The following is a 19396-nucleotide window of genomic DNA, read 5'->3' as shown; positions in this document are numbered from 1 at the left end:
GGGGTGCGCACCCGCTCGGCGGCACTATCTGCGGCGAACGAGGCCGACGATCCCCAGCAGCAGGATCGCGCCGCCCAGCGAGACGAAGAACGTGAACCATTTGCGGCCGTGCTCGACGTCGACGCCGAGCCAGCCGAGCAGCATGCCGCCGACGAAGCCGCCGATCACGCCGATGCCGACGTTGAGCAGGATGCCGGAGTCGCCGCCCATGATCCGGTTCGCCAGCCAGCCGGCGACACCGCCGATCACCAGGTACGCCAGCCAGCTCACCGCGGTCGGGGTGGCGAGCGCGACGGCCAGCGGCTCGGTGGCCGCGAACGTCACCGTCACCGTCCGGGGACTATGCGGGCGGGACGGGCGGTGCCGGCGGTGCCGGCGGGGCGGGCGGTGGCGGCGGGGCGGGCGGCGCCGGCAGCCCCGGGAACACGATCCCCGGCGCGAGCGGGGCCACCGGGGCCGGCGCGGCCGGGGCCAGCGGCCGGATCGACTCGGCCAGCACCTTGGCCGCACCCCGGTCCACCGGGTTGTTGGCGGTGCCCAGCCACACCACGAACCACCGATCGGTCTGCGGCCCGGTACCGGTGGCCGGCGGCACGCCGATCACACCGCTCCAGATCTGGCCGACCGGCTTGTTCGGGTCGGTGAACTTCACCTCGTAGTACGAGGCGCTGCCGGTCAGACCGCCACCGGCCAGCGGGGTCGTCTCCTGCCCGGCGCGCGTACCGGGGTAGGGCATGAAGAACTCGCCCATGTCCGACCCGAGGCGGGCGGCGGCCTTGGCGTCGTCGGTCTCACTGTTGGCGTACAGCCGCTGGTCGAGCTTGCCGAGGATGATCCGGGTGTCGTTGGCGACCGGGGCCGGTTGGCCGGGCAGCATCGGTTCGCCGGTCTTCTTGCTCAGCAGCGACGAGCCGTACTCGAGGTGACTGGTGTCGGACTGCACCCAGCCGCCGGGCAGCACGTAGCTGAATCCACCCGCCGGGTCGTCGACCCGCCCCAGCTCGGGTCCGGCCGGCTCGGCCGCCGGCTGCTGCGGCGCATTCGGGTCCGCCGGCGGCGGCGCCGGCGCGTTCGGGTCCGCGGGCGGCGCGTCCGCGGTGACGGGCGGCGCCGGCGGCGGGGGCGGCACCGGATCCGCGTCCGCCGGTGCTGCCACGCCGAGTGCCAGAACACCGGCGACCGCCGCCGCCAGCGTCCGCATCCCCCGATGTGCGGTCAAAGTCGAGTCCACCTGCCTCATGGCAGGAAAACCTACCGGGTTGACACCGCTACGCAAGCAGGACTCGCCAACCGCCGCAGGGCGTGTCGGGCTCAGCCGTCGTCCGCGGCACGCGGCGCGGCCGACGCCCGCAGCGTCACCTCCTGCGCCTTCACCCCGAACCAGACGCTGTCCCCGGGCGCCAGTTTCAGCTCGGCGGCGGCGTCGGCGGTGATGTCGGCGGCCAGGCCGGGCGTCCCGTCCGGCTGCTCGACGGCCCGCACCTGGATCGCGGCGCCGCGCGCATCGAGTTCGGCCACCGTCACCTCGAACAGGTTCCGCGGGCTGCCGTGTTCCGGCGGCTGCCGGTACACCGCCACCGCGTGCGGAGTGCAGACCGCGACGGCCGGCCGGCCCGCGGCGAGTTCGTCGTCGGCGACCCCGTGCCAGCACTGCCCCCACCAGGTGTGCAGCGTGCCGTCGGCATCCAGCACGCCGCTGACCAGGTTCAGCCCGGCGATCCGGGCACCGAATCGGCTGCGCGGCGCCGCCAGCACCTCGGCGGTGGCACCGATCTCGGCGACCCGGCCCCCGTCGAGCACCAGCACCCGGTCGGCGAGCGCGAACACGTCGAGCAGATCGTGGGTGACCAGCACCGTCATCCGATCGGTCCCGGCGACCACACTGCGCAGCACGGCGCGCACCGCGGCCGCCGCCCCCACGTCGAGCCCGGACAGCGGCTCGTCGAGCAGCAGCACCTCGGGTTCGGCGGCCAGCGCGCGGGCGATCGCGACGCGCTGCGCCTGCCCGCCGGAGAGCCGGCGCGGTCGCCGCTCGGCCAGATCCTCGGCGTCGACCGCCCGCAGCCAGCGCCGGGCGGCCGCCCGGGCGGCGGACCGCGACGCACCGCGGTGCCGGCTGTGCGGCCCGAATGCGACGTTGCCGGCCACGCTCAGGTGCGGGAACAGCAGCGGATCCTGCAGCAGCAGCCCGATCCGCCGGTCCTCGGTGCCGACGTGCACCCCGGTCGCGGTGTCGGTCAGCACCCGTGCGCCGACCGCTACCCGGCCCTCGTCCGGCGCGAGCAGACCGGCCAGCACGTGCAGCAGCGTCGACTTCCCGGCGCCGTTGGGCCCCAGGATCGCCAGCACCTCACCGGGTGCGACGTCGAACCGCACGTCCAGGCCGCGGCCGGCCACCACCGCCCGCACCTGCAGCCCGGCCGTCACCGGGTTCACCCGATTCCCGCCAGCCGGCGGCTGCCCAGCCCGAGGACCACCACCGCGGCCACCGCCACCAGCAGCAGCGACATCGCGGCCGCGGCGTCGGCGTCGGTGACCCGCTCCAGGTAGATGGCCAGCGGCAACGTGCGGGTGACGCCTTCGCGGGAGCCGGCGAAGGTCAGGGTCGCCCCGAACTCCCCCAGCGACCGGGCGAACGCCAGCACCGCCCCGGAGATCAGGCCCGGTGTCAGCAGCGGCAGCGTCACCCGCCACCACACCGTGTTACGGCCGGCGCCGAGCGTCGCCGCCACCACCTCGTAGTCCGCGCCGGCGGTGCGGGCCGCGCCCTCCAGCGCGATCACCAGGAACGGCAGCGAGACGAAGGTCTGGGCCAGCACCACGGCGGTGGTGGTGAACGCGATGTGGATGCCGGCGGCGTCCAGGTAGCGGCCCAGCAGGCCCAGCCGGCCGAACGCGTACAGCAGGGCGATGCCGCCCACCACCGGCGGCAGCACCAGCGGCAACAGCACCAGCGGCCGCAGCAGGCGCACCGCCCGGGCCCGGCTGCGGGCCAGCACCAGCGCCATCGGCACCCCCAGCAGCAGGCAGAGCAGCGTGCTCGCCGCGGCGGTCTTCAGGCTCAGCGTCAGCGCTGTCGTCGCCGACGGGCTGCTGATCAGCGCCCAGAAATGCGGCCAGTCGACACGGACGGCGATCCCCACCAGCGGCAGGATGACGAACGCAGCACCGACCGCCGCCGGCACGTACACCCAGCGCGGCAGTTCGGTGGGCCGGTGGAACGCCACCGCTCAGGGCTTACCGAAGCCGGCGGCGGTGAGGATCTGCCGCCCCTGTTCGCCGGTCACCAGGTCGACGAACTCACCGGCCAGGTCGGCGTGCGCGCTGTCTTTGGGCCGGCCGATCGGATAGGTGTTGACGGCCTGCGCGGCCTCCGGGAATTCCACGGTCTCCACCTTGCCGCCGGCGCCGATCGCGTCGGTGCGGTAGACGACGCCGGCGTCGGCCTGCCCGGTGGTGACCTTGTTGAGCACGTCGGTGACGTCCGGTTCCTCGCTGACCGCGTGGACGTCGACTCCGGTGGCGGCCTCGACCTTGCCGGTCGCCGCGCCGCACGGCACCGGCCGCTGGCAGACCACGACCGCCAGCCCGGGCCGGGCCAGGTCGGCGAACGACGCCACCCGGTGCGGGTTGCCTGGCGCGGTGACGATCACCAGCGTGTTGGTCGCGAACGGCACCTCCCGGCTGATCAGCCCGCGAGCCTGGACGACTTTGTCCATCTGCGCGGTGTTGGCCGAGGCGAAGACGTCGGCGTCGGCGCCCTCGATGAGCTGGGTGGCCAGGTCGGAGGAGCCGCCGAAGTTGAACTCGACCGTCGCGCCCGGGTGTGCGGCCTGGAACCGCTCGGCGATCTCGGTGAACGTCGACCGCAGCGAGGCGGCGGCGAACACCGTGATCGACGCCGGCTGCCGGTGCGGTCCGGCGCACCCGGGCAGACTCGCCGCCAGCAGTCCGGACAGCACGACGGTCAGAATCCGGGCTCGCCACATGGCTCGCACCCTAGCGAAACGGAGTCCACGCTGCGCGGTGGCGGCAACCGTGGCCGGATCGTGTCGGTGTCGCGCTCCGCCGATTGACCATCCGGGCCTACTGTCCAGTAACATATCTGCCGATACGAGGAGGTCTAACCGATGGACGTGCTGGTCACCGGTGGTGACACCGAGCTGGGTCGCGTGGTTGCCGAAGGTTTCAGCAACGCCGGCCACAAGGTCACACTCGCGGGCATGCGGGGCCCCGACCTGGAGGTCGTCGCCAAGGAACTCGACGCGAACGCCGTCGTCTGCGACAACACCGACCCGGAGAGCCTGCTCGCCGCCCGCGGGTTGTTCCCCCACCATCTCGACACCATCGTCAACGTCCCGGCACCCCGCTGGCAGGGCGGCGACCCGCGCACCTACACGCTGGCCGACCACGCCACGGCGTGGCGCAGCGCCCTGGACGCGACCGTGCTGTCGGCGGTGCTGACCGTGCAGACCATCGGCGACCACCTGCGCTCGGGTGGGTCGATCGTGTCGGTGGTGCCGGAGAACCCGCGCGACGGCAGCGCCGACGCGGCCGTCAAGGCGGCCCTGTCGAATTGGACCGCCGGCCAGGCCGGCCTGTTCGGCACCCGCGGGATCACCGTCAACGCGGTCGCCTCGGGCGCCGGCTCGACGCCGGGTTACGACGGGCTGACCAGTACCCCGCCGACGGTGGCCGCGGAGTTCGCCCGGCTGGCCCTGTTCCTCACCACGCCGGCCGCTCGGCACATCACCGGTCAGACCCTGCACGTCAGTCACGGCGCACTGGCTCAGTTCGGCTAATTCGAGGACTGCGGTCATCACAAGTGGTTAATCCCACAAGCGCCGAATTCGGCGGCGCCTAACCGGGTCGACTAGCGTATTGGTGAACGCAGCCGCCGTCGAGGAGCGATACGAATTCCATGAATGCTCAGCCTGATTCCACCGCGCCGACCAGCCGTCGTCACCAGGTCGTCATCATCGGATCCGGGTTCGGTGGACTGACCGCGGCGAAGAAGCTCAAGCGGGCCGACGTCGACGTCAAGATGATCGCCCGCACCACCCACCACCTGTTCCAGCCGCTGCTGTACCAAGTGGCGACCGGGATCCTCTCCGAGGGTGAGATCGCGCCCTCCACCCGGGTGGTGCTGCGCAAGCAGAAGAACGCTCAGGTGCTGCTCGGCGACGTGACCCGGATCGATCTGGCCGGCAAGTTCGTCACCTCGGAGGTGCTCGGCCACACCTACGACACCCCGTACGACACGCTGATCGTCGCGGCCGGCGCCGGCCAGTCCTACTTCGGCAACGACCAGTTCGCCGAGTTCGCGCCGGGCATGAAGACCATCGACGACGCCCTGGAACTGCGCGGCCGCATCCTGAGCGCGTTCGAGCAGGCGGAGCGCTCCCGCGACGCCGAGCGCCGCGAGAAACTACTGACCTTCACCGTCGTCGGCGCGGGTCCGACCGGCGTCGAAATGGCCGGGCAGATCGCCGAATTGGCCAATTACACGCTCAACGGCGCATTCCGGAACATCGACACCACCAAGGCGCGGGTCATCCTGCTCGACGCCGCCCCGGCGGTGCTGCCGCCGATGGGCGAGAAGCTCGGCCGCAAAGCCGCCGAACGGCTGCAGAAGATGGGCGTGGAGATCCAGCTCGGGGCGATGGTCACCGACGTCGACCGCAACGGGCTGACCGTCAAGGATCACGACGGCACCACGCGGCGGATCGAATCGCAGTGCAAGGTGTGGTCCGCCGGTGTCGCGGCCAGCCCACTGGGCCGGGACCTCGCGGAGCAGTCCGAGGTGGAGCTCGACCGCGCCGGCCGGGTCAAGGTGCAGCCGGACCTGTCGGTGCCGGGCCACCCGAACGTCTTCGTCATCGGCGACATGGCCGCGGTCGACGGCGTGCCCGGCATGGCGCAGGGTGCCATTCAGGGCGCCAAGCACGTCGCCAACGCGATCAAGGCCGAACTCGGCGGCGCCGACCCGGTGGACCGGGAGCCGTTCCAGTACCTGGACAAGGGTTCGATGGCCACCGTGTCGCGGCTCTCCGCGGTCACCAAGATCGGCCCGATCGAGTTCAGCGGTTTCTTCGCCTGGCTGGCCTGGCTGCTGCTGCACCTGATCTACCTGGTCGGCTTCCGGAGCAAGCTGAGCACACTGCTGTCCTGGAACGTGACGTTCCTGAGCAACCGTCGCGGCCAGCTCACGATCACCGAGCAGCAGGCGTTCGCCCGAACCCGGCTGGAGCAGCTCGAGGTGCTGGCGGCCGAGGCGCAGCGCGGCGCCGCCGAACGCGCGGTCAGCTAGGCCGACGCGCCCGGGGGGGTGGCGAGCCTAAGCCCCATCCACCGGTTCGAGGTTCTGCAACCGCACCTGACCGCGGGCGATCAGCCGCTCGTCGTCGTCGGTGATCGTCACCAGCCACAGTTGCTGGCGGCGACCGCGGTGGATCGGCGTGGACGTCGCGGACACGGTGCCGGCGGACACGGCGCGCAGGAAGTCGGTGTTGTTGTTGACGCCCACCACGTTTCCGCCGCCGTTGGCGCTCAGCCAGGTGTAGGCGGAGACACTCGCGACGCTTTCGACGATCGAGCAGTACACCCCACCGTGCACGATCCCGGTCGGCTGCCACAGTTTGGGCTGCAGTTCCAGCCGCGCGCGGCCGCCGTCGGGGCTCAGTTCGGTGAAGGTCAGGCCGATCTCGTCGTCGAAGGGTGAGCGGTAGCCCGGCATGATGCCGTCGGTGGGGGCCATGCCTTGTGTTTACACCGCCGGCGACCGCCGACGCACACTGGAGTCATGCCCAGCCCGGAACTGTGCGCCGCCCGCACCTGCTACGACCACCTGGCCGGCGCGCTCGGCGTCGCGGTCTTCGACGGTCTGCTCCGCCGCGGTGCCCTCGTCGTCGACGGCACCTGCCGGCTGGGGCCGCAGGCCGACCCGGTGTTCGCCGAACTCGGGGTGGATCTGGGCGCGCTGGCCGACCGGCCGGCGTCGGCCCGGCCGCTGCTGCGCTGCTGTGTCGACTGGACCGAACACCGCCCGCACCTGGCGGGGGCGCTCGGTGCCGCGGTGCTGGCTCGCGCCGAGACCGCGGGCTGGGTGCGGCGGCGCCCCGGCAGCCGGGCCGTCGACGTCACCACCGCCGGGCAGCGGGTATTCGCGCAGGTACTGACGGTTTCGGTGGCTGTCGAGCGGGCCCGCGGCAGCAGACGCACAGCATCTGGTACGACGGCCGGTAGTAACCACGGGTAGGCTGGCTGACGTTGCCCAGAGGAATGAATAGGACATGGCGAAGCTGACGCGTTTGGGGGATCTGGAGCGGGCGGTGATGGACCACCTGTGGTCCGTGCCCGAGTCGCAGACCGTGCGCCAGGTCCACGAGGCACTGGCGATGCACCGCGATCTGGCGTACACGACGGTGATGACCGTGCTGCAGCGGCTGGCGAAGAAGAACCTGGTCGCGCAGATCCGCGACGACCGGGCGCACCGCTACGCCCCGATGCGGGGCCGCGACGAACTGGTCGCCGGGCTGATGGTGGAGGCACTGGATCAGGCCGCGGACTCCGGTGACCGGCAGGCCGCACTGGTGCACTTCGTCGAGCGCGTCGGGATCGACGAAGCCGACGCCCTGCGCCGGGCCCTCGACGAACTGGAGTCCAAACATCGGATCGAGGTCCCCGCTGGCGGTCGGACCGCTCGCTAAGGGAGACTGACAGCGTGTCCGCGCTGGCCTTCACCGTCGTCGCGCTGCTGCTGGTCGGCCCGGTCCCCGGGTTGCTGGCGCGCGCGCACTGGCCGCTGCACGCACCCCGCGCCGCACTGGTGCTGTGGCAGGCCGTCGCGATCGCCGCAGTGCTGTCGGCGTTCAGCGCCGGTATCGCGATCGCCAGCCGTCTGCTGATGCCCGGCCCGGACGGTCGGCCGACGGCGACGCTGCTCGGCGACATCAACCGCCTCGGCCTACCACTGTGGCTGCTCTACGTCACCGTGTTCATGCTGACCGTGCTGGTCGGTGTCCGGCTGGCGGTGACGACGGTGCGCGGGGCGATCAGCACCCGGGCCCGCCGGGCCCGGCACCGCATGCTGGTCGACCTGCTCAGCATCGAGCGCGACACCGCCGTCGGCCGCACCGCCGGGCTGCGCATCCTGGAGGTGCTGCAGCCGCTGGCCTACTGCCTGCCCGGGGTGCGCAGTCGGGTGGTGCTCAGCGCCGGGACACTGACCGCGCTGAGCGACGCCGAATTGACCGCGGTGCTCAGCCATGAGCGCGCCCACCTGCGCGCCCGCCACGACCTGGTGCTGGAGGCGTTCACCGCGGTGCACACCGCATTCCCCCGGTTCGTGCGCAGCGCCAGCGCGCTGGACGCGGTCCGCCTGCTGGTCGAACTGCTGGCCGACGACGCCGCCGTGCGGGTGGCCGGCGCCCCTCCCCTGGCCCGCGCCCTGGTGACGTGTGCGTCGACCGCCGCGCCGGCGGGCGCCTTGGCCGCCGGTGGTCCCACCACGGTGCTGCGGGTGCGCCGGCTGTCCGGCCCGGGGAACAGCCGGACGCTGGCCGCACTGGCGTACACGACCGCCGCCGGGGTGCTGGCCGTTCCGACGATCGCGCTGGCGGTACCGTGGCTGACCGAACTGCACAGACTGATCGCCCGGTAGCCGGGGTTCCCCGATCACCCACCGAAAGGCGAATGTATGAGTGCGTCGGAACTTGTCGGCACCGCCCAGATCGGGGTGACCGGTCTGGCCGTCATGGGATCCAACATCGCGCGTAACTTCGCCCGGCACGGCTACACCGTCGCGCTGCACAACCGGTCGATCGCCAAGACCGACGCCCTGCTCGCCGAGCACGGTTCCGACGGGAACTTCGTGCGCACCGAATCGATCCCGGAATTCCTTGCCGCGCTGGAGAAGCCGCGGCGGGTGCTGATCATGGTGCAGGCCGGCGCCGCCACCGACGCAGTCATCAACGACCTGGCCGATGCGATGGAGCCCGGCGACATCATCATCGACGGCGGCAATGCGCTGTACACCGACACCATCCGGCGGGAGAAGGAGATGGCCGACCGGGGCCTGCACTTCGTCGGCGCCGGCATCTCCGGTGGTGAGGAGGGCGCGCTGAACGGGCCGGCGATCATGCCCGGCGGACCGGCCGCGTCCTATGTGGCGCTGGGGCCGCTGCTGGAGGAGATCTCCGCGCACGTCGACGGGGTGCCGTGCTGCACGCACATCGGCCCGGACGGCTCCGGGCACTTCGTCAAGATGGTGCACAACGGCATCGAGTACTCCGACATGCAGCTGATCGGCGAGGCCTACCAGCTGCTGCGCGACGCGCTGGGGCTGTCGGCGGCCGACATCGCCGACGTGTTCACCGACTGGAACGCCGGGGATCTGGACAGCTACCTGGTGGAGATCACCGCCGAGGTGCTGCGTCAGGTGGACGCCAAGACCGGCAAGCCGCTGGTGGACGTCATCGTCGACGAGGCCGGGCAGAAGGGCACCGGCCGCTGGACGGTGAAGTCCGCCCTGGACCTGGGGGTGCCGGTGACCGGCATCGCCGAGGCGGTGTTCGCCCGGGCGCTGTCGGGCTCGGTGCCGCAGCGGCGCGCCGGCGCCGGGCTGGCGTCGGGCACCCTCGGCGCGCGGCCCACCGACGTCGCCACGTTCACCGAGGACGTCCGCCAGGCGCTGTACGCCTCGAAGATCGTCGCCTACGCCCAGGGCTTCAACCAGATCCAGGCCGGCAGCGCCGAATACGGCTGGGACGTCAGCCCCGGCGACCTGGCGACGATCTGGCGCGGCGGCTGCATCATCCGGGCCAAATTCCTCAACCGGATCAAGGAGGCGTTCGACGCCGAGCCGCAACTGCCGACGCTGCTGGCCGCCCCCTACTTCCGCACGGCGGTGGAGTCGGCGATCGACAGCTGGCGCCGGGTGGTGACCACCGCGGTCGCCCTGGGGATCGCCACCCCCGGCTTCTCCTCGGCGCTGGCCTACTACGACGGGCTGCGCGCCGAGCGGCTGCCGGCGGCGCTGATCCAGGGGCAGCGGGACTACTTCGGCGCGCACACCTACGGCCGGGTCGACGCGCCGGGCAAATTCCACACGCTGTGGAGCGGGAACCGCACCGAAATCGCCACGTAGGCGATAATGCCCTAGACGATGAGATTCCTCGATGGGCAGCGCCCCGCGTACGACCTGACCTATGACGATGTCTTCATCGTCCCGAACCGGTCCGACGTCGACTCCCGCCTGGACGTCGACCTGTCCACCCGCGACGGCTCCGGCACCACCATCCCGGTGGTGGTGGCGAACATGACCGCGGTGGCGGGCCGGCGGATGGCCGAGACGGTGGCCCGGCGCGGCGGCCTGGTGGTGCTGCCCCAGGACCTGCCGATCGAGGCGGTGCGCCGGACGGTGGAGTTCGTCAAAAGCCGTGACCTGATCGCCGACACCCCGGTGCTGCTGTCGCCGGAGGATTCGGTCTCCGATGCGCTGGCCCTGATCCCCAAGCGGGCGCACGGGGCTGCGGTGGTGACCGCGGACGGCCGCCCGGTGGGCCTGGTGACGAAGGCGTGCTGCGACGGGGTGGACCGGTTCACCCGGGTCCGCAACGTCATGCTGCCGGATCTGGTGACCGCCCCGGTCGGCACCGACCCGCGCCGGGTGTTCGACCTGCTGGAGCACGCCCCGATCGACATCGCGGTGCTGACCGCCGCCGACGGCACCCTGGCCGGCGTGCTGACCCGCACCGGGACGATCCGGGCCGGCATCTACCGCCCCGCCGTCGACGGCGCCGGCCGGTTGCGGATCGGCGCCGCGGTCGGGATCACCGGTGAGGTGACGGCCCGGGCGGCGGCGCTGGTGGCGGCCGGCGTCGACGTGCTGGTCATCGACACCGCGCACGGCCACCAGGTCAAGGCGCTGGAGGCGATCCGGGCGGTGGCGTCCGACGGTCACGGGGTGCCACTGGTCGCCGGCAACGTGGTCTCCGCGGACGGCACCCGGGACCTGATCGGGGCCGGGGCGAACATCGTCAAGGTCGGTGTGGGCCCCGGCGCGATGTGCACCACCCGGATGATGACCGGCGTGGGCCGCCCGCAGTTCTCCGCGGTACTGGAGTGTGCGGCGACAGCCCGTGAACTCGGCGCCCAGGTGTGGGCCGACGGCGGGGTGCGCCACCCCCGCGACGTGGCGCTGGCACTGGTGGCCGGGGCGTCGAACGTGATGATCGGCTCCTGGTTCGCCGGCACCTACGAATCCCCCGGCGACCTGATGCACGACCGCGACGACAAGCCGTACAAGGAGAGCTACGGAATGGCCTCCAAGCGGGCGGTGGCCGCACGCACCGCGGGCGACGGCGCGTTCGACCGGCTGCGCAAGTCACTGTTCGAGGAGGGCATCTCGACGTCCCGGATGGAGTTGCACCCGGATCGCGGCGGGGTCGAGGACCTGCTGGACCACATCACCTCCGGGGTCCGCAGCACCTGCACCTACGTCGGCGCGGCCACCCTGACCGAACTGCATGAGCGGGCGGTGATCGGGGTGCAGTCGGCGGCTGGTTTCGCCGAGGGCCACCCGCTGCCGTTCGGCTGGTGAGATCGACGAGACCGGCGAGACCGCAATGAACATGGCCGTCACCGTCCTCAGCCTGCTGGCGTTCGCGGTGCTCACCCTGGGCACCGCGGTCTTCGTCGCGGCCGAGTTCTCCCTGACCACCCTGGAGCGCAGCGTCGTGGAGGCCAACGCGCGCCGCGGCGCCCGCCGGGACGTCTACATCCAGCGCGCCCACAACACCCTGTCGTTTCAGCTGTCCGGCGCGCAGCTGGGCATTTCCATCACCACCCTGGCGACCGGCTACCTGGCCGAACCGGTGCTGGCCCGGTGGCTGCGTCCGGCGCTGAGCGCCCTGGGCCTGACCGAGGGCACCGCGAACGGCGTCGCCCTGTTCCTGGCGCTGGCGATGGCGACCTCCCTGTCAATGGTCTTCGGCGAACTGGTGCCGAAGAACCTGGCCGTGGCCCGCCCGCTGCCGATCGCCCGCGCCGTCGCCGGGCCGCAGCTGCTGTTCTCCCGGATGTTCGCCTACGCGATCCGGCTGACCAACGGCGCCGCGAACCGCATTCTGATCCGGCTGGGCATCGAGCCCACCGACCGGCTGGCCTCGGCGCGGTCACCGCGGGAACTGGCCTCCCTGGTGCGCAACTCGGCGCGCAGCGGCGCCCTGGACCCGACCACCGCGGCGCTGGTCGGCGGCTCGCTGCGGTTCGGCGCGCTGACCGCCGCGGAGCTGATGACCCCGCGGTCGAAGATCGTCACCCTGCAGGCCGGCGCCACCGTCGCCGACCTGGCCGCCACCGCGATCGACACCGGTTTCTCCCGCTTCCCGGTGATCGACGGCGACCTCGACGCGACCGTCGGGATCGTGCACGTCAAGCAGGTTTTCGGGGTGCCGGCCGCAGTCCGGGCCGACACCCCGGTCACCGCCATCGCCCGGCCGGCCGCCCTGGTGCCGTCCACCCTGGACGGTGACGCGGTGATGGCGCAGCTGCGCTCCGGCCCGCTGCAGGCCGCGCTGGTCGTCGACGAGTACGGCGGCACCGCCGGGATGCTCACAATGGAGGATCTGATCGAGGAGATCGTCGGTGATGTCCGCGACGAACACGACGACGCGACCCCCGACGTGGTGGCCGACGGCGTCGGCTGGCAGGTCTCCGGCCTGCTGCGGATCGACGAGGTGGCCGCCGCCACCGGCTACCGGGCGCCGGCAGGCGGTTACGAGACGATCGGCGGGCTGGTGCTGCAGCACCTAGGGCACATCCCGGTGGCCGGTGAGACCGTCGACCTCACCGCGTTCGAGCCCGATGAGCTGTCCGCGCAGCCGCCGCGCTGGCGCGCCCGGGTGGTCCGGATGGACGGCCGTCGTATCGATCAGCTGTCCCTGACCCGGGTCGAGGCCGGCGATGACTGATCTGCTCGACGTGGTGCTGACGGTGCTGCTGATCGCCGGGAACGGGTTCTTCGTCGGCGCGGAGTTCTCGCTGATCTCCGCCCGTCGCGACCGGCTGGAGGCGCTGGCCGAGGAGGGCCGGCGCAGCGCGGTGACCGTGATCCGGGCCGGTGAGCAGTTGCCGCTGATGCTGGCCGGCTTTCAGCTCGGGGTCACGGTCTGCTCGATCCTGCTCGGCCGGATCGGGGAGCCGGCGGTGGCCGACCTGCTGCAGGACCCGTTCTCCTGGCTGGGTGTCCCCGACCCGCTGCTGCACACGGCGGCGTTCGTCGTCGCCCTGGCCGTGGTGGTCACCCTGCATGTGCTGTTCGGCGAGATGGTGCCCAAGAACATCACGCTGGCCGGCCCGGAGACCGCGGCGATGCTGCTGATCCCCCCGTACCTGGTCTACATGGCGGCCGCCCGGCCGTTCATCGCGTTCTACAACTGGTGCACGCACGTCATCGTGCGCGCCCTGCGGGTGCAGCCCAAGGACGAACTGGAGGTCACCGTCTCGACGGTGGAATTGAGCGAGATGATCGCCGAATCGGTCTCGGCGGGGCTGCTGGACGTCGAGGAGTACACCCGGCTGACCCGCACCCTGCAGATCCGCACCCGCACGGTGGCCGACGTCGCCGTGCCCGTCGGCGACATCAGCGCGGTTCCGGCCGCCGCCCCCGGGCTCGGCCCCACCCTCGGTGCGGTCGAGGCGGCGCTCGACGCGACCGGCTACTCACGGTTCCCGGTGGTCGACGGCGCCGAGTTCGTCGGCTACCTGCACATCAAGGACGTCCTGCCGCTCAGCGAGAGCGGCGCCGGGCCGGATGCGGTCGTCGACGTCGCCGCGGTGCGCCCGCTGCCGCGCATCCCGGCGGCGATGGCGCTGGCCGACGCGCTGCCCCGGCTGCGGCGCAGCGACAGCCATCTGGCGCTGGCGGTCGCCGATGGCCGGGTGGTGGCGCTGGTCGCCCTGGAGGACCTGGTGGAGGACGTGGTGGGCACGGTGCGCGACGGTGCCCAGCGTGTCTGAGCTGAGCGGCTGGCAGGCCCGGTCCGCGGCCTACCGGCAGCGGCTGGACGCCTTCCTGGAACCGCACCTGACGCGGATCACCGCCGGGGACCCGGTGCCGGAGTTCCTGTTCAGCTACTACGGCCTGCGCCCGGGACAGTTGCGCTGCTGGCATCCCGGGTTCGGCGTGGCGCTCGCCGGCGCCGCGGCGGTGCGCGAGTACGGCGACCGTCGCGGGTACACGGTCGCCGACGGGCGGGTCGGGGTCGACGAGGCCTTCCTGAAAACCCGGCTGGGCACGGTGAAGTTCGTGGCGGGACTGCTGCGGGCGACCGCCGGCCGGCCGGCGCAGCTGAACTGTTTCGGACTGCACGAGTGGGCGATGGTCTACCGCAGTGACACCGCCCGGCACAGTCACGTTCCGCTGCGGCTGAGCGGCGCCGAGATCGACGGTGTGGTGGAGGCAACCCCGTTACGCTGCACACATTTCGATGCGTTCCGGTTCTTCACCACGGCAGCGGCGCCCCGCAATGCGACCGCGCTGCATCGGGAGACACAGGTCGCGTCGGAGCAGCCCGGCTGCCTGCACGCCAACATGGATCTGTTCAAGTGGTGCCTGAAGCTGAGCCCGCTGATCGACTCCGACCTGCTGCTGGACTGCCTGGAGTTGGCCGCCGCGGCCCGTGAGGTGGACATGCGGGCCAGCCCGTACGACTTGACCGGGTACGGTTATGCGCCGATCGCCATCGAATCGCCCACCGGGCGCGCAGAATATGTGCGGTGCCAGAGTGTCATCGCCGACCGCGCCGCTCCGCTGCGGGCAGCATTGCTGGAGCGGTGTGACCTGCTGTTGGGGACTGTTGCGTGCGGGGAACGCCGCGCTCAGCCGGTAAGGTGGTGCACTGCCAGTGAGGGAGGAACAGATGACTAACCGCGTGTCAATAGGCAATCTTGAGGTCGCTCAGGTCCTGTACGACTTCGTGACCGACGAGGCATTGCCGGGCACCGGCGTCGACCCGGACAGCTTCTGGGCGGGCGTGGACAAGGTCGTCACCGACCTGGCGCCGAAGAACCGGGACCTGCTCGACCGCCGTGACGACCTGCAGGCGCAGATCGACCGGTGGCACCGCCAGCGGGTGATCGCGCCACTGGACGCCGAGGCCTACCGCGAGTTCCTCACCGAGATCGGCTATCTGCAGCCCGAACCGGCCGACTTCGCAGTCACCACCGCCAACGTCGACGACGAGATCGCCCGGCAGGCCGGTCCGCAGCTGGTCGTCCCGGTGCTCAACGCCCGGTTCGCGCTCAACGCCGCCAACGCCCGGTGGGGGTCGCTGTACGACGCGCTGTACGGCACCGACGTCATCTCCGAAGAGGACGGCGCCGAAAAGGGTTCCGGGTACAACAAGATCCGCGGCGACAAGGTGATCGCTTACGCCCGCAAGTTCCTCGACGACGGACTGCCGCTGGCCAACGGTTCCTGGACCGAGGTCACCGGTTTCGCGGTGCGCGACGGTGCACTGGTCATCACTCTGGCCGACGGGCTGGAGACCTCGGTCGCGTCGCCTGCGGAGTTCGTCGGCTACACCGGTGCCGCCGAGTCGCCGGCGTCGGTGCTGCTGGTGCACCACGGGCTGCACGCCGAGATCCTGATCGACCCGGAGTCGCCGATCGGCGCGACCGACGCCGCCGGGATCAAGGACGTGGTGCTGGAGTCGGCGGTCACCACGATCATGGACTTCGAGGACTCGGTGACCGCCGTCGACGCCGACGACAAGGTGCTGGGTTACCGCAACTGGCTGGGCCTGAACCGCGGCGACCTCGCCGAGGAGGTCAGCAAGGGCGGCAAGAGCTTCACCCGGACGCTGCACGCGGACCGCGAGTTCACCTCCCCCGACGGTGCGGGCACCGTCGTGCTGCCCGGCCGCAGCCTGATGTTCGTCCGCAACGTCGGTCACCTGATGACCAACGACGCCATTGTCTTCGCCGACGGTACCGAGGTGCCCGAGGGCATTCAGGACGCGCTGTTCACCGGGCTGATCGGCATGCACGGCCTCAATGGCGGCGACGGCAACGGGCCGCTGCTCAACAGCCGCACCGGGTCGATCTACATCGTCAAGCCCAAGATGCACGGCCCCGACGAGGTGGCGTTCACCGCGGAGCTGTTCGGTCGGGTCGAGGAGGTGCTGGGTCTGCCGGCGGCCACCCTCAAGGTCGGCATCATGGACGAGGAGCGCCGCACCACCGTCAACCTCAAGGCGTGCATCAAGGCCGCATCCGACCGGGTGGTGTTCATCAACACCGGCTTCCTGGACCGCACCGGCGACGAGATCCACACCTCGATGGAGGCCGGGCCGATGGTGCGCAAGGGCACCATGAAGAGCCAGCCGTGGATTCTGGCCTACGAGGACAACAACGTCGACGTCGGACTGGCGACCGGGCTGACCGGGCACGCGCAGATCGGCAAGGGCATGTGGGCGATGACCGATCTGATGGCCGACATGGTCACCCAGAAGATCGGCCAGCCGCGCGCCGGCGCGAGCACCGCCTGGGTGCCCTCGCCCACCGCGGCGACCCTGCACGCGATGCACTACCACCTGGTCGATGTGTTCGCGGTGCAGTCCGAACTGGCCGGTAAGAAGCGCGCGTCACTCGACCAGCTGCTGACCATCCCGCTGTCGGAGGGCCTGGCCTGGGCATCGGACGAGATCCGCGAAGAGGTCGACAACAACTGCCAGTCGATTCTGGGCTACGTGGTGCGCTGGGTGGACCAGGGCGTCGGCTGCTCGAAGGTGCCCGACATCCACGACATCGCGCTGATGGAAGACCGTGCGACGCTGCGCATCTCGAGCCAGCTGCTGGCAAACTGGTTGCGGCACGGTGTGATCACCGAGGACGATGTGCGGTCCAGCCTGGAGCGGATGGCCCCGGTGGTCGACCGGCAGAACGCCGACGACGCCGAATACCTGCCGATGGCACCGGATTTCGACGGCAGCATCGCGTTCGCCGCGGCGCAGGAGCTGATCCTGTCCGGGACGACGCAGCCCAACGGTTACACCGAGCCGATCCTGCACCGGCGTCGTCGTGAGTTCAAGGCCCGGGCCGGCCTCTAGACTCCGATTGGTTCGAAGATCGTCGTTTCAAGATCGCCGTAGCCGGACAGCTGACCAAGCGGAGAGGACGCACTCTTGGGTAGGCACAGCTTTCCCGGTCCGGACGACGACGAGTCGTTCGACGCCGGCCCGGAGCCGACTTCGGGCCGCTTCGACGATGGCTACGCCGACCAGCACGGCTACCGGGATGGCGGCTACCCCGGCCGTTTCGAGCACGACGACTACGCCGACGAGCGGTTCGACGGCGATGGCTACGACGGCCGGGACGGCTACGCCGACGGCGGGTATGCCGACGATGACTACGGCGACGACGGCTACCTCGACCAGGGGGCCGACGACGGGTACGCCGACCGCGGGCCGGGTGACCGCAGGCCGCGTGACCGCACCGACAGCGGTCGCTGGGCCGCCGATCCCGCCCAGTACATCCGTCGCAGTGGGCACGACAACGACGAATCGCGGTATCGCACCGGCCCGTTCGGTGCGATCGGTGGGTTCGACACCGATGCGGAGCAGCCGGATGAACCCCGCGGCGACCACCGCGACCTGAACCTGTGGCGCCGGCACCGCAGCGTCGACGGCCGGCGCGGTGTCAGCGTCGGGGTGATCGCCGCGCTGGTCACGGTGATCGCCGTGGTCGGGACCGTGATCCTGTGGCGCTTCTTCGGCCATTCGCTGTCGCACCGGTCCGCCGACGCCGCGGGCAACTGCGCCGAAGGTGGCTTGACCGTCGCCGTCGTCGCCGACCCGTCGATCTCCGATCACGTGCAGGGACTGGCCGAGCGGTTCAACAAGTCCGCCAAGCCGGTGGGCGATCGCTGCGTGTCGGTGCAGGTCAAACCCGTCGACTCCGATGCGGTCGTCGGCGGTTTCATCGGCGACTGGCCCGCGCAACTCGGTGAGCGGCCGGCGCTGTGGATCCCCGGCAGTTCGATCTCGGTGGCCCGCCTGCAGTCCGTCGCCGGTCAGGAGACTGTCAGCGACAGCCGGTCGCTGGTCACCTCCCCGGTCCTGCTGGCGATCCGACCGGAGCTCAAAACGGCTCTGCAGAAGCAGAATTGGGGGACGCTGCCGGACCTGCAGACCGACCCCGACGCGCTCGGCCCGCTGGGCCTGCCCGGCTGGGGGCCGTTGCGCCTGGCGCTGCCGATCGACGGCAACGGCGACGCGGCGTTCCTGGCCGGTGAGGCGGTGGCGGCGGCGTCCGCACCGAAGGGCGCACCCGTCACCGACGGCGCCGGCGCCGTGCACAAGCTCGCCGGCGCGCAGCCGAAACTGGTGGACAGTTCGCTGGCCGAGGCACTGAACGTGCTGCTGCGAACGGGCAATCCGGCGGAGAACCCGGTGCACGCGGTGGTCACCACCGAGCAGCAGCTGTTCACCCGGGGCGAGTCGCTGTCCGACCCGGCCGGCGCCCTGGGCTCCTGGCTGCCGCCGGGGCCGGTTCCGGTCGCCGACTATCCGACCGTGCTGCTCGCCGGTTCCTGGCTGTCGCAGGAGCAGGTCAGCGCCGCCAGCGAATTCGCCCGGTTCGCTCGCAAGCCCGACCAGCTGGCCGAGCTGGCCAAGGCCGGGTTCCGGGTGGAGGGCGTCAAGCCGCCGAACAGTGACGTCACCGGCTTCCCGCCAGTGTCGTCGACGCTGGCGGTCGGTGATGACGCCGTGCGGGCGACGCTGGCCAATGCGCTGACCACGCTGGGCGGCAGTTCGGCCGTGACGATCATGCTCGACCAGTCCATGACCACCACCGAGGGCGGCAAGAGCCGGCTGGCGCATGTGATCGCCGCTCTGGACCATCGGATCGCGGCGCTGCCGCCGACGTCCGCGGTCGGCCTGTGGACGTTCGACGGCACCGAGGGCCGCAGTGTGGTGTCGTCCGGCCCGCTGGACGACCAGGTCAACGGCGAGCCCCGCTCCAAGACGCTGACCGGCAAGTTGGACGACCTGAGCTCGGTGTCCGGCGGTGCGGTGTCGTTCACCACCCTGCGCATGCTCTACACCCAGGCACTGGCCGAATACCGTGAGGGCCAGAACAATTCGATCCTGGTGATCACCGCCGGCCCGCACACCGACCGCACCCTGGACGGCCCGGGACTGCAGGATTACATCCGCGGCGCGTTCGACCCGCAGCGCCCGATCGCCGTCAACGTCATCGACTTCGGCAGTGACCCGGACCGGGCCACCTGGCAGTCGGTGGCGCAGTTGTCCGGCGGCGCCTACCAGAACCTGACGAGTGCCAACTCCCCCGACCTGGCTTCGGCGCTGACCACGCTGCTGAGCTGAGC

18 protein-coding genes are annotated in these 19396 nt (G+C 71.3%); 12 read left to right on the top strand and 6 right to left on the bottom strand.

Annotation, left to right across the window (positions count from 1 at the left end; all coding sequences use genetic code 11):
• Positions 1-24: 24 nt before the first annotated feature.
• The 5 genes from KIH27_RS03800 to modA all read right to left on the bottom strand — a co-directional run bounded on the left by KIH27_RS03800 (position 25) and on the right by modA (position 3989).
• Positions 25-324, bottom strand: a complete 300-nt coding sequence (locus KIH27_RS03800) for a GlsB/YeaQ/YmgE family stress response membrane protein (protein ID WP_372451298.1) — start codon at positions 322-324, stop codon at positions 25-27.
• A gap of 16 nt (positions 325-340) precedes the next feature.
• A complete protein-coding gene (locus tag KIH27_RS03795) occupies positions 341-1240 on the bottom strand; it encodes an alanine and proline-rich secreted protein Apa (protein ID WP_214091588.1) in 900 nt (299 codons plus the stop codon).
• 71 nt (positions 1241-1311) lie between these two features.
• Positions 1312-2427: a sulfate/molybdate ABC transporter ATP-binding protein gene (locus KIH27_RS03790; protein ID WP_214091651.1), complete on the bottom strand. Its 1116-nt coding sequence runs from the start codon at positions 2425-2427 to the stop codon at positions 1312-1314.
• A gap of 5 nt (positions 2428-2432) precedes the next feature.
• Positions 2433-3227 (bottom strand): ABC transporter permease, encoded by a 795-nt coding sequence (locus KIH27_RS03785; RefSeq protein ID WP_214091587.1) that lies wholly within the window; start codon positions 3225-3227, stop codon positions 2433-2435.
• Between the two features lie 3 nt (positions 3228-3230).
• Positions 3231-3989: a molybdate ABC transporter substrate-binding protein gene (gene modA / locus KIH27_RS03780; RefSeq protein ID WP_214091586.1), complete on the bottom strand. Its 759-nt coding sequence runs from the start codon at positions 3987-3989 to the stop codon at positions 3231-3233.
• Positions 3990-4130: 141 nt separating this feature from the next.
• On the opposite strand from modA, the gene KIH27_RS03775 reads away from it, so the two are divergent.
• A complete protein-coding gene (locus KIH27_RS03775) occupies positions 4131-4802 on the top strand; it encodes an SDR family oxidoreductase (protein ID WP_214091585.1) in 672 nt (223 codons plus the stop codon).
• Between the two features lie 119 nt (positions 4803-4921).
• The gene (locus KIH27_RS03770; RefSeq protein WP_214091584.1) at positions 4922-6310 is read left to right on the top strand and encodes an NAD(P)/FAD-dependent oxidoreductase; all 1389 of its coding nucleotides are present in this window, start codon (positions 4922-4924) and stop codon (positions 6308-6310) included.
• A 27-nt stretch (positions 6311-6337) separates the two neighbouring features.
• Here KIH27_RS03770 and KIH27_RS03765 read toward each other — a convergent pair whose 3' ends face one another.
• Positions 6338-6757: a PaaI family thioesterase gene (locus KIH27_RS03765; RefSeq protein ID WP_214091583.1), complete on the bottom strand. Its 420-nt coding sequence runs from the start codon at positions 6755-6757 to the stop codon at positions 6338-6340.
• A 45-nt stretch (positions 6758-6802) separates the two neighbouring features.
• Here KIH27_RS03765 and KIH27_RS03760 point away from each other — a divergent pair, with 45 nt between their 5' ends.
• The 10 genes from KIH27_RS03760 to KIH27_RS03715 all read left to right on the top strand — a co-directional run bounded on the left by KIH27_RS03760 (position 6803) and on the right by KIH27_RS03715 (position 19394).
• Positions 6803-7258 carry a hypothetical protein gene (locus KIH27_RS03760; RefSeq protein ID WP_214091582.1) on the top strand — a complete coding sequence of 152 codons (456 nt, stop codon included), beginning with the start codon at positions 6803-6805 and terminating at the stop codon, positions 7256-7258.
• A gap of 34 nt (positions 7259-7292) precedes the next feature.
• Entirely contained in the window at positions 7293-7709 is a 417-nt protein-coding gene (locus KIH27_RS03755; protein WP_214091581.1) for a BlaI/MecI/CopY family transcriptional regulator, read from the top strand.
• A 14-nt stretch (positions 7710-7723) separates the two neighbouring features.
• Positions 7724-8662, top strand: coding sequence for a M56 family metallopeptidase (locus KIH27_RS03750; protein WP_214091580.1), 939 nt, complete (start codon positions 7724-7726; stop codon positions 8660-8662).
• 36 nt (positions 8663-8698) lie between these two features.
• On the top strand, positions 8699-10147 hold the full coding sequence (gnd, locus tag KIH27_RS03745) for an NADP-dependent phosphogluconate dehydrogenase (protein ID WP_214091579.1): 1449 nt from the start codon (positions 8699-8701) through the stop codon (positions 10145-10147).
• A gap of 18 nt (positions 10148-10165) precedes the next feature.
• A complete protein-coding gene (locus KIH27_RS03740) occupies positions 10166-11602 on the top strand; it encodes a GuaB1 family IMP dehydrogenase-related protein (protein ID WP_214091578.1) in 1437 nt (478 codons plus the stop codon).
• A 25-nt stretch (positions 11603-11627) separates the two neighbouring features.
• A complete protein-coding gene (locus KIH27_RS03735) occupies positions 11628-12974 on the top strand; it encodes a hemolysin family protein (RefSeq protein ID WP_214091577.1) in 1347 nt (448 codons plus the stop codon).
• Positions 12967-14022, top strand: a complete 1056-nt coding sequence (locus KIH27_RS03730) for a hemolysin family protein (RefSeq protein ID WP_214091576.1) — start codon at positions 12967-12969, stop codon at positions 14020-14022. Before KIH27_RS03735 ends, KIH27_RS03730 begins: the two co-directional genes overlap by 8 nt.
• Positions 14006-14932, top strand: coding sequence for a 3-methyladenine DNA glycosylase (locus tag KIH27_RS03725; RefSeq protein WP_372451293.1), 927 nt, complete (start codon positions 14006-14008; stop codon positions 14930-14932). The genes KIH27_RS03730 and KIH27_RS03725 overlap by 17 nt, the downstream gene beginning before the upstream one ends.
• Positions 14925-17114 carry a malate synthase G gene (locus tag KIH27_RS03720; protein ID WP_214091575.1) on the top strand — a complete coding sequence of 730 codons (2190 nt, stop codon included), beginning with the start codon at positions 14925-14927 and terminating at the stop codon, positions 17112-17114. The genes KIH27_RS03725 and KIH27_RS03720 overlap by 8 nt, the downstream gene beginning before the upstream one ends.
• Positions 17115-17189: 75 nt before the next feature.
• Positions 17190-19394, top strand: coding sequence for a substrate-binding domain-containing protein (locus KIH27_RS03715; RefSeq protein WP_214091574.1), 2205 nt, complete (start codon positions 17190-17192; stop codon positions 19392-19394).
• Positions 19395-19396: the final 2 nt, after the last annotated feature.

The sequence above is a fragment of the Mycolicibacter acidiphilus genome, from assembly GCF_018455725.1.
GTDB classification, from domain to species: Bacteria; Actinomycetota; Actinomycetes; order Mycobacteriales; family Mycobacteriaceae; genus Mycobacterium; species Mycobacterium acidiphilum.
The sequence above is the reverse complement of the archived record's forward strand: the minus strand, read 5'-3'. Positions and strand labels throughout refer to the sequence as shown.

Coding starts and splice junctions, on each gene's coding strand:
- KIH27_RS03795 (WP_214091588.1), bottom strand. CDS start 1,240: ATGAGGCAGGTGGACTCGACTTTGACCGCACATCGGGGGATGCGGACG.
- modA (WP_214091586.1), bottom strand. CDS start 3,989: ATGTGGCGAGCCCGGATTCTGACCGTCGTGCTGTCCGGACTGCTGGCG.
- KIH27_RS03775 (WP_214091585.1), top strand. CDS start 4,131: ATGGACGTGCTGGTCACCGGTGGTGACACCGAGCTGGGTCGCGTGGTT.
- KIH27_RS03770 (WP_214091584.1), top strand. CDS start 4,922: ATGAATGCTCAGCCTGATTCCACCGCGCCGACCAGCCGTCGTCACCAG.
- KIH27_RS03765 (WP_214091583.1), bottom strand. CDS start 6,757: ATGGCCCCCACCGACGGCATCATGCCGGGCTACCGCTCACCCTTCGAC.
- KIH27_RS03760 (WP_214091582.1), top strand. CDS start 6,803: ATGCCCAGCCCGGAACTGTGCGCCGCCCGCACCTGCTACGACCACCTG.
- KIH27_RS03755 (WP_214091581.1), top strand. CDS start 7,293: ATGGCGAAGCTGACGCGTTTGGGGGATCTGGAGCGGGCGGTGATGGAC.
- gnd (WP_214091579.1), top strand. CDS start 8,699: ATGAGTGCGTCGGAACTTGTCGGCACCGCCCAGATCGGGGTGACCGGT.
- KIH27_RS03740 (WP_214091578.1), top strand. CDS start 10,166: ATGAGATTCCTCGATGGGCAGCGCCCCGCGTACGACCTGACCTATGAC.
- KIH27_RS03735 (WP_214091577.1), top strand. CDS start 11,628: ATGAACATGGCCGTCACCGTCCTCAGCCTGCTGGCGTTCGCGGTGCTC.
- KIH27_RS03730 (WP_214091576.1), top strand. CDS start 12,967: ATGACTGATCTGCTCGACGTGGTGCTGACGGTGCTGCTGATCGCCGGG.
- KIH27_RS03720 (WP_214091575.1), top strand. CDS start 14,925: ATGACTAACCGCGTGTCAATAGGCAATCTTGAGGTCGCTCAGGTCCTG.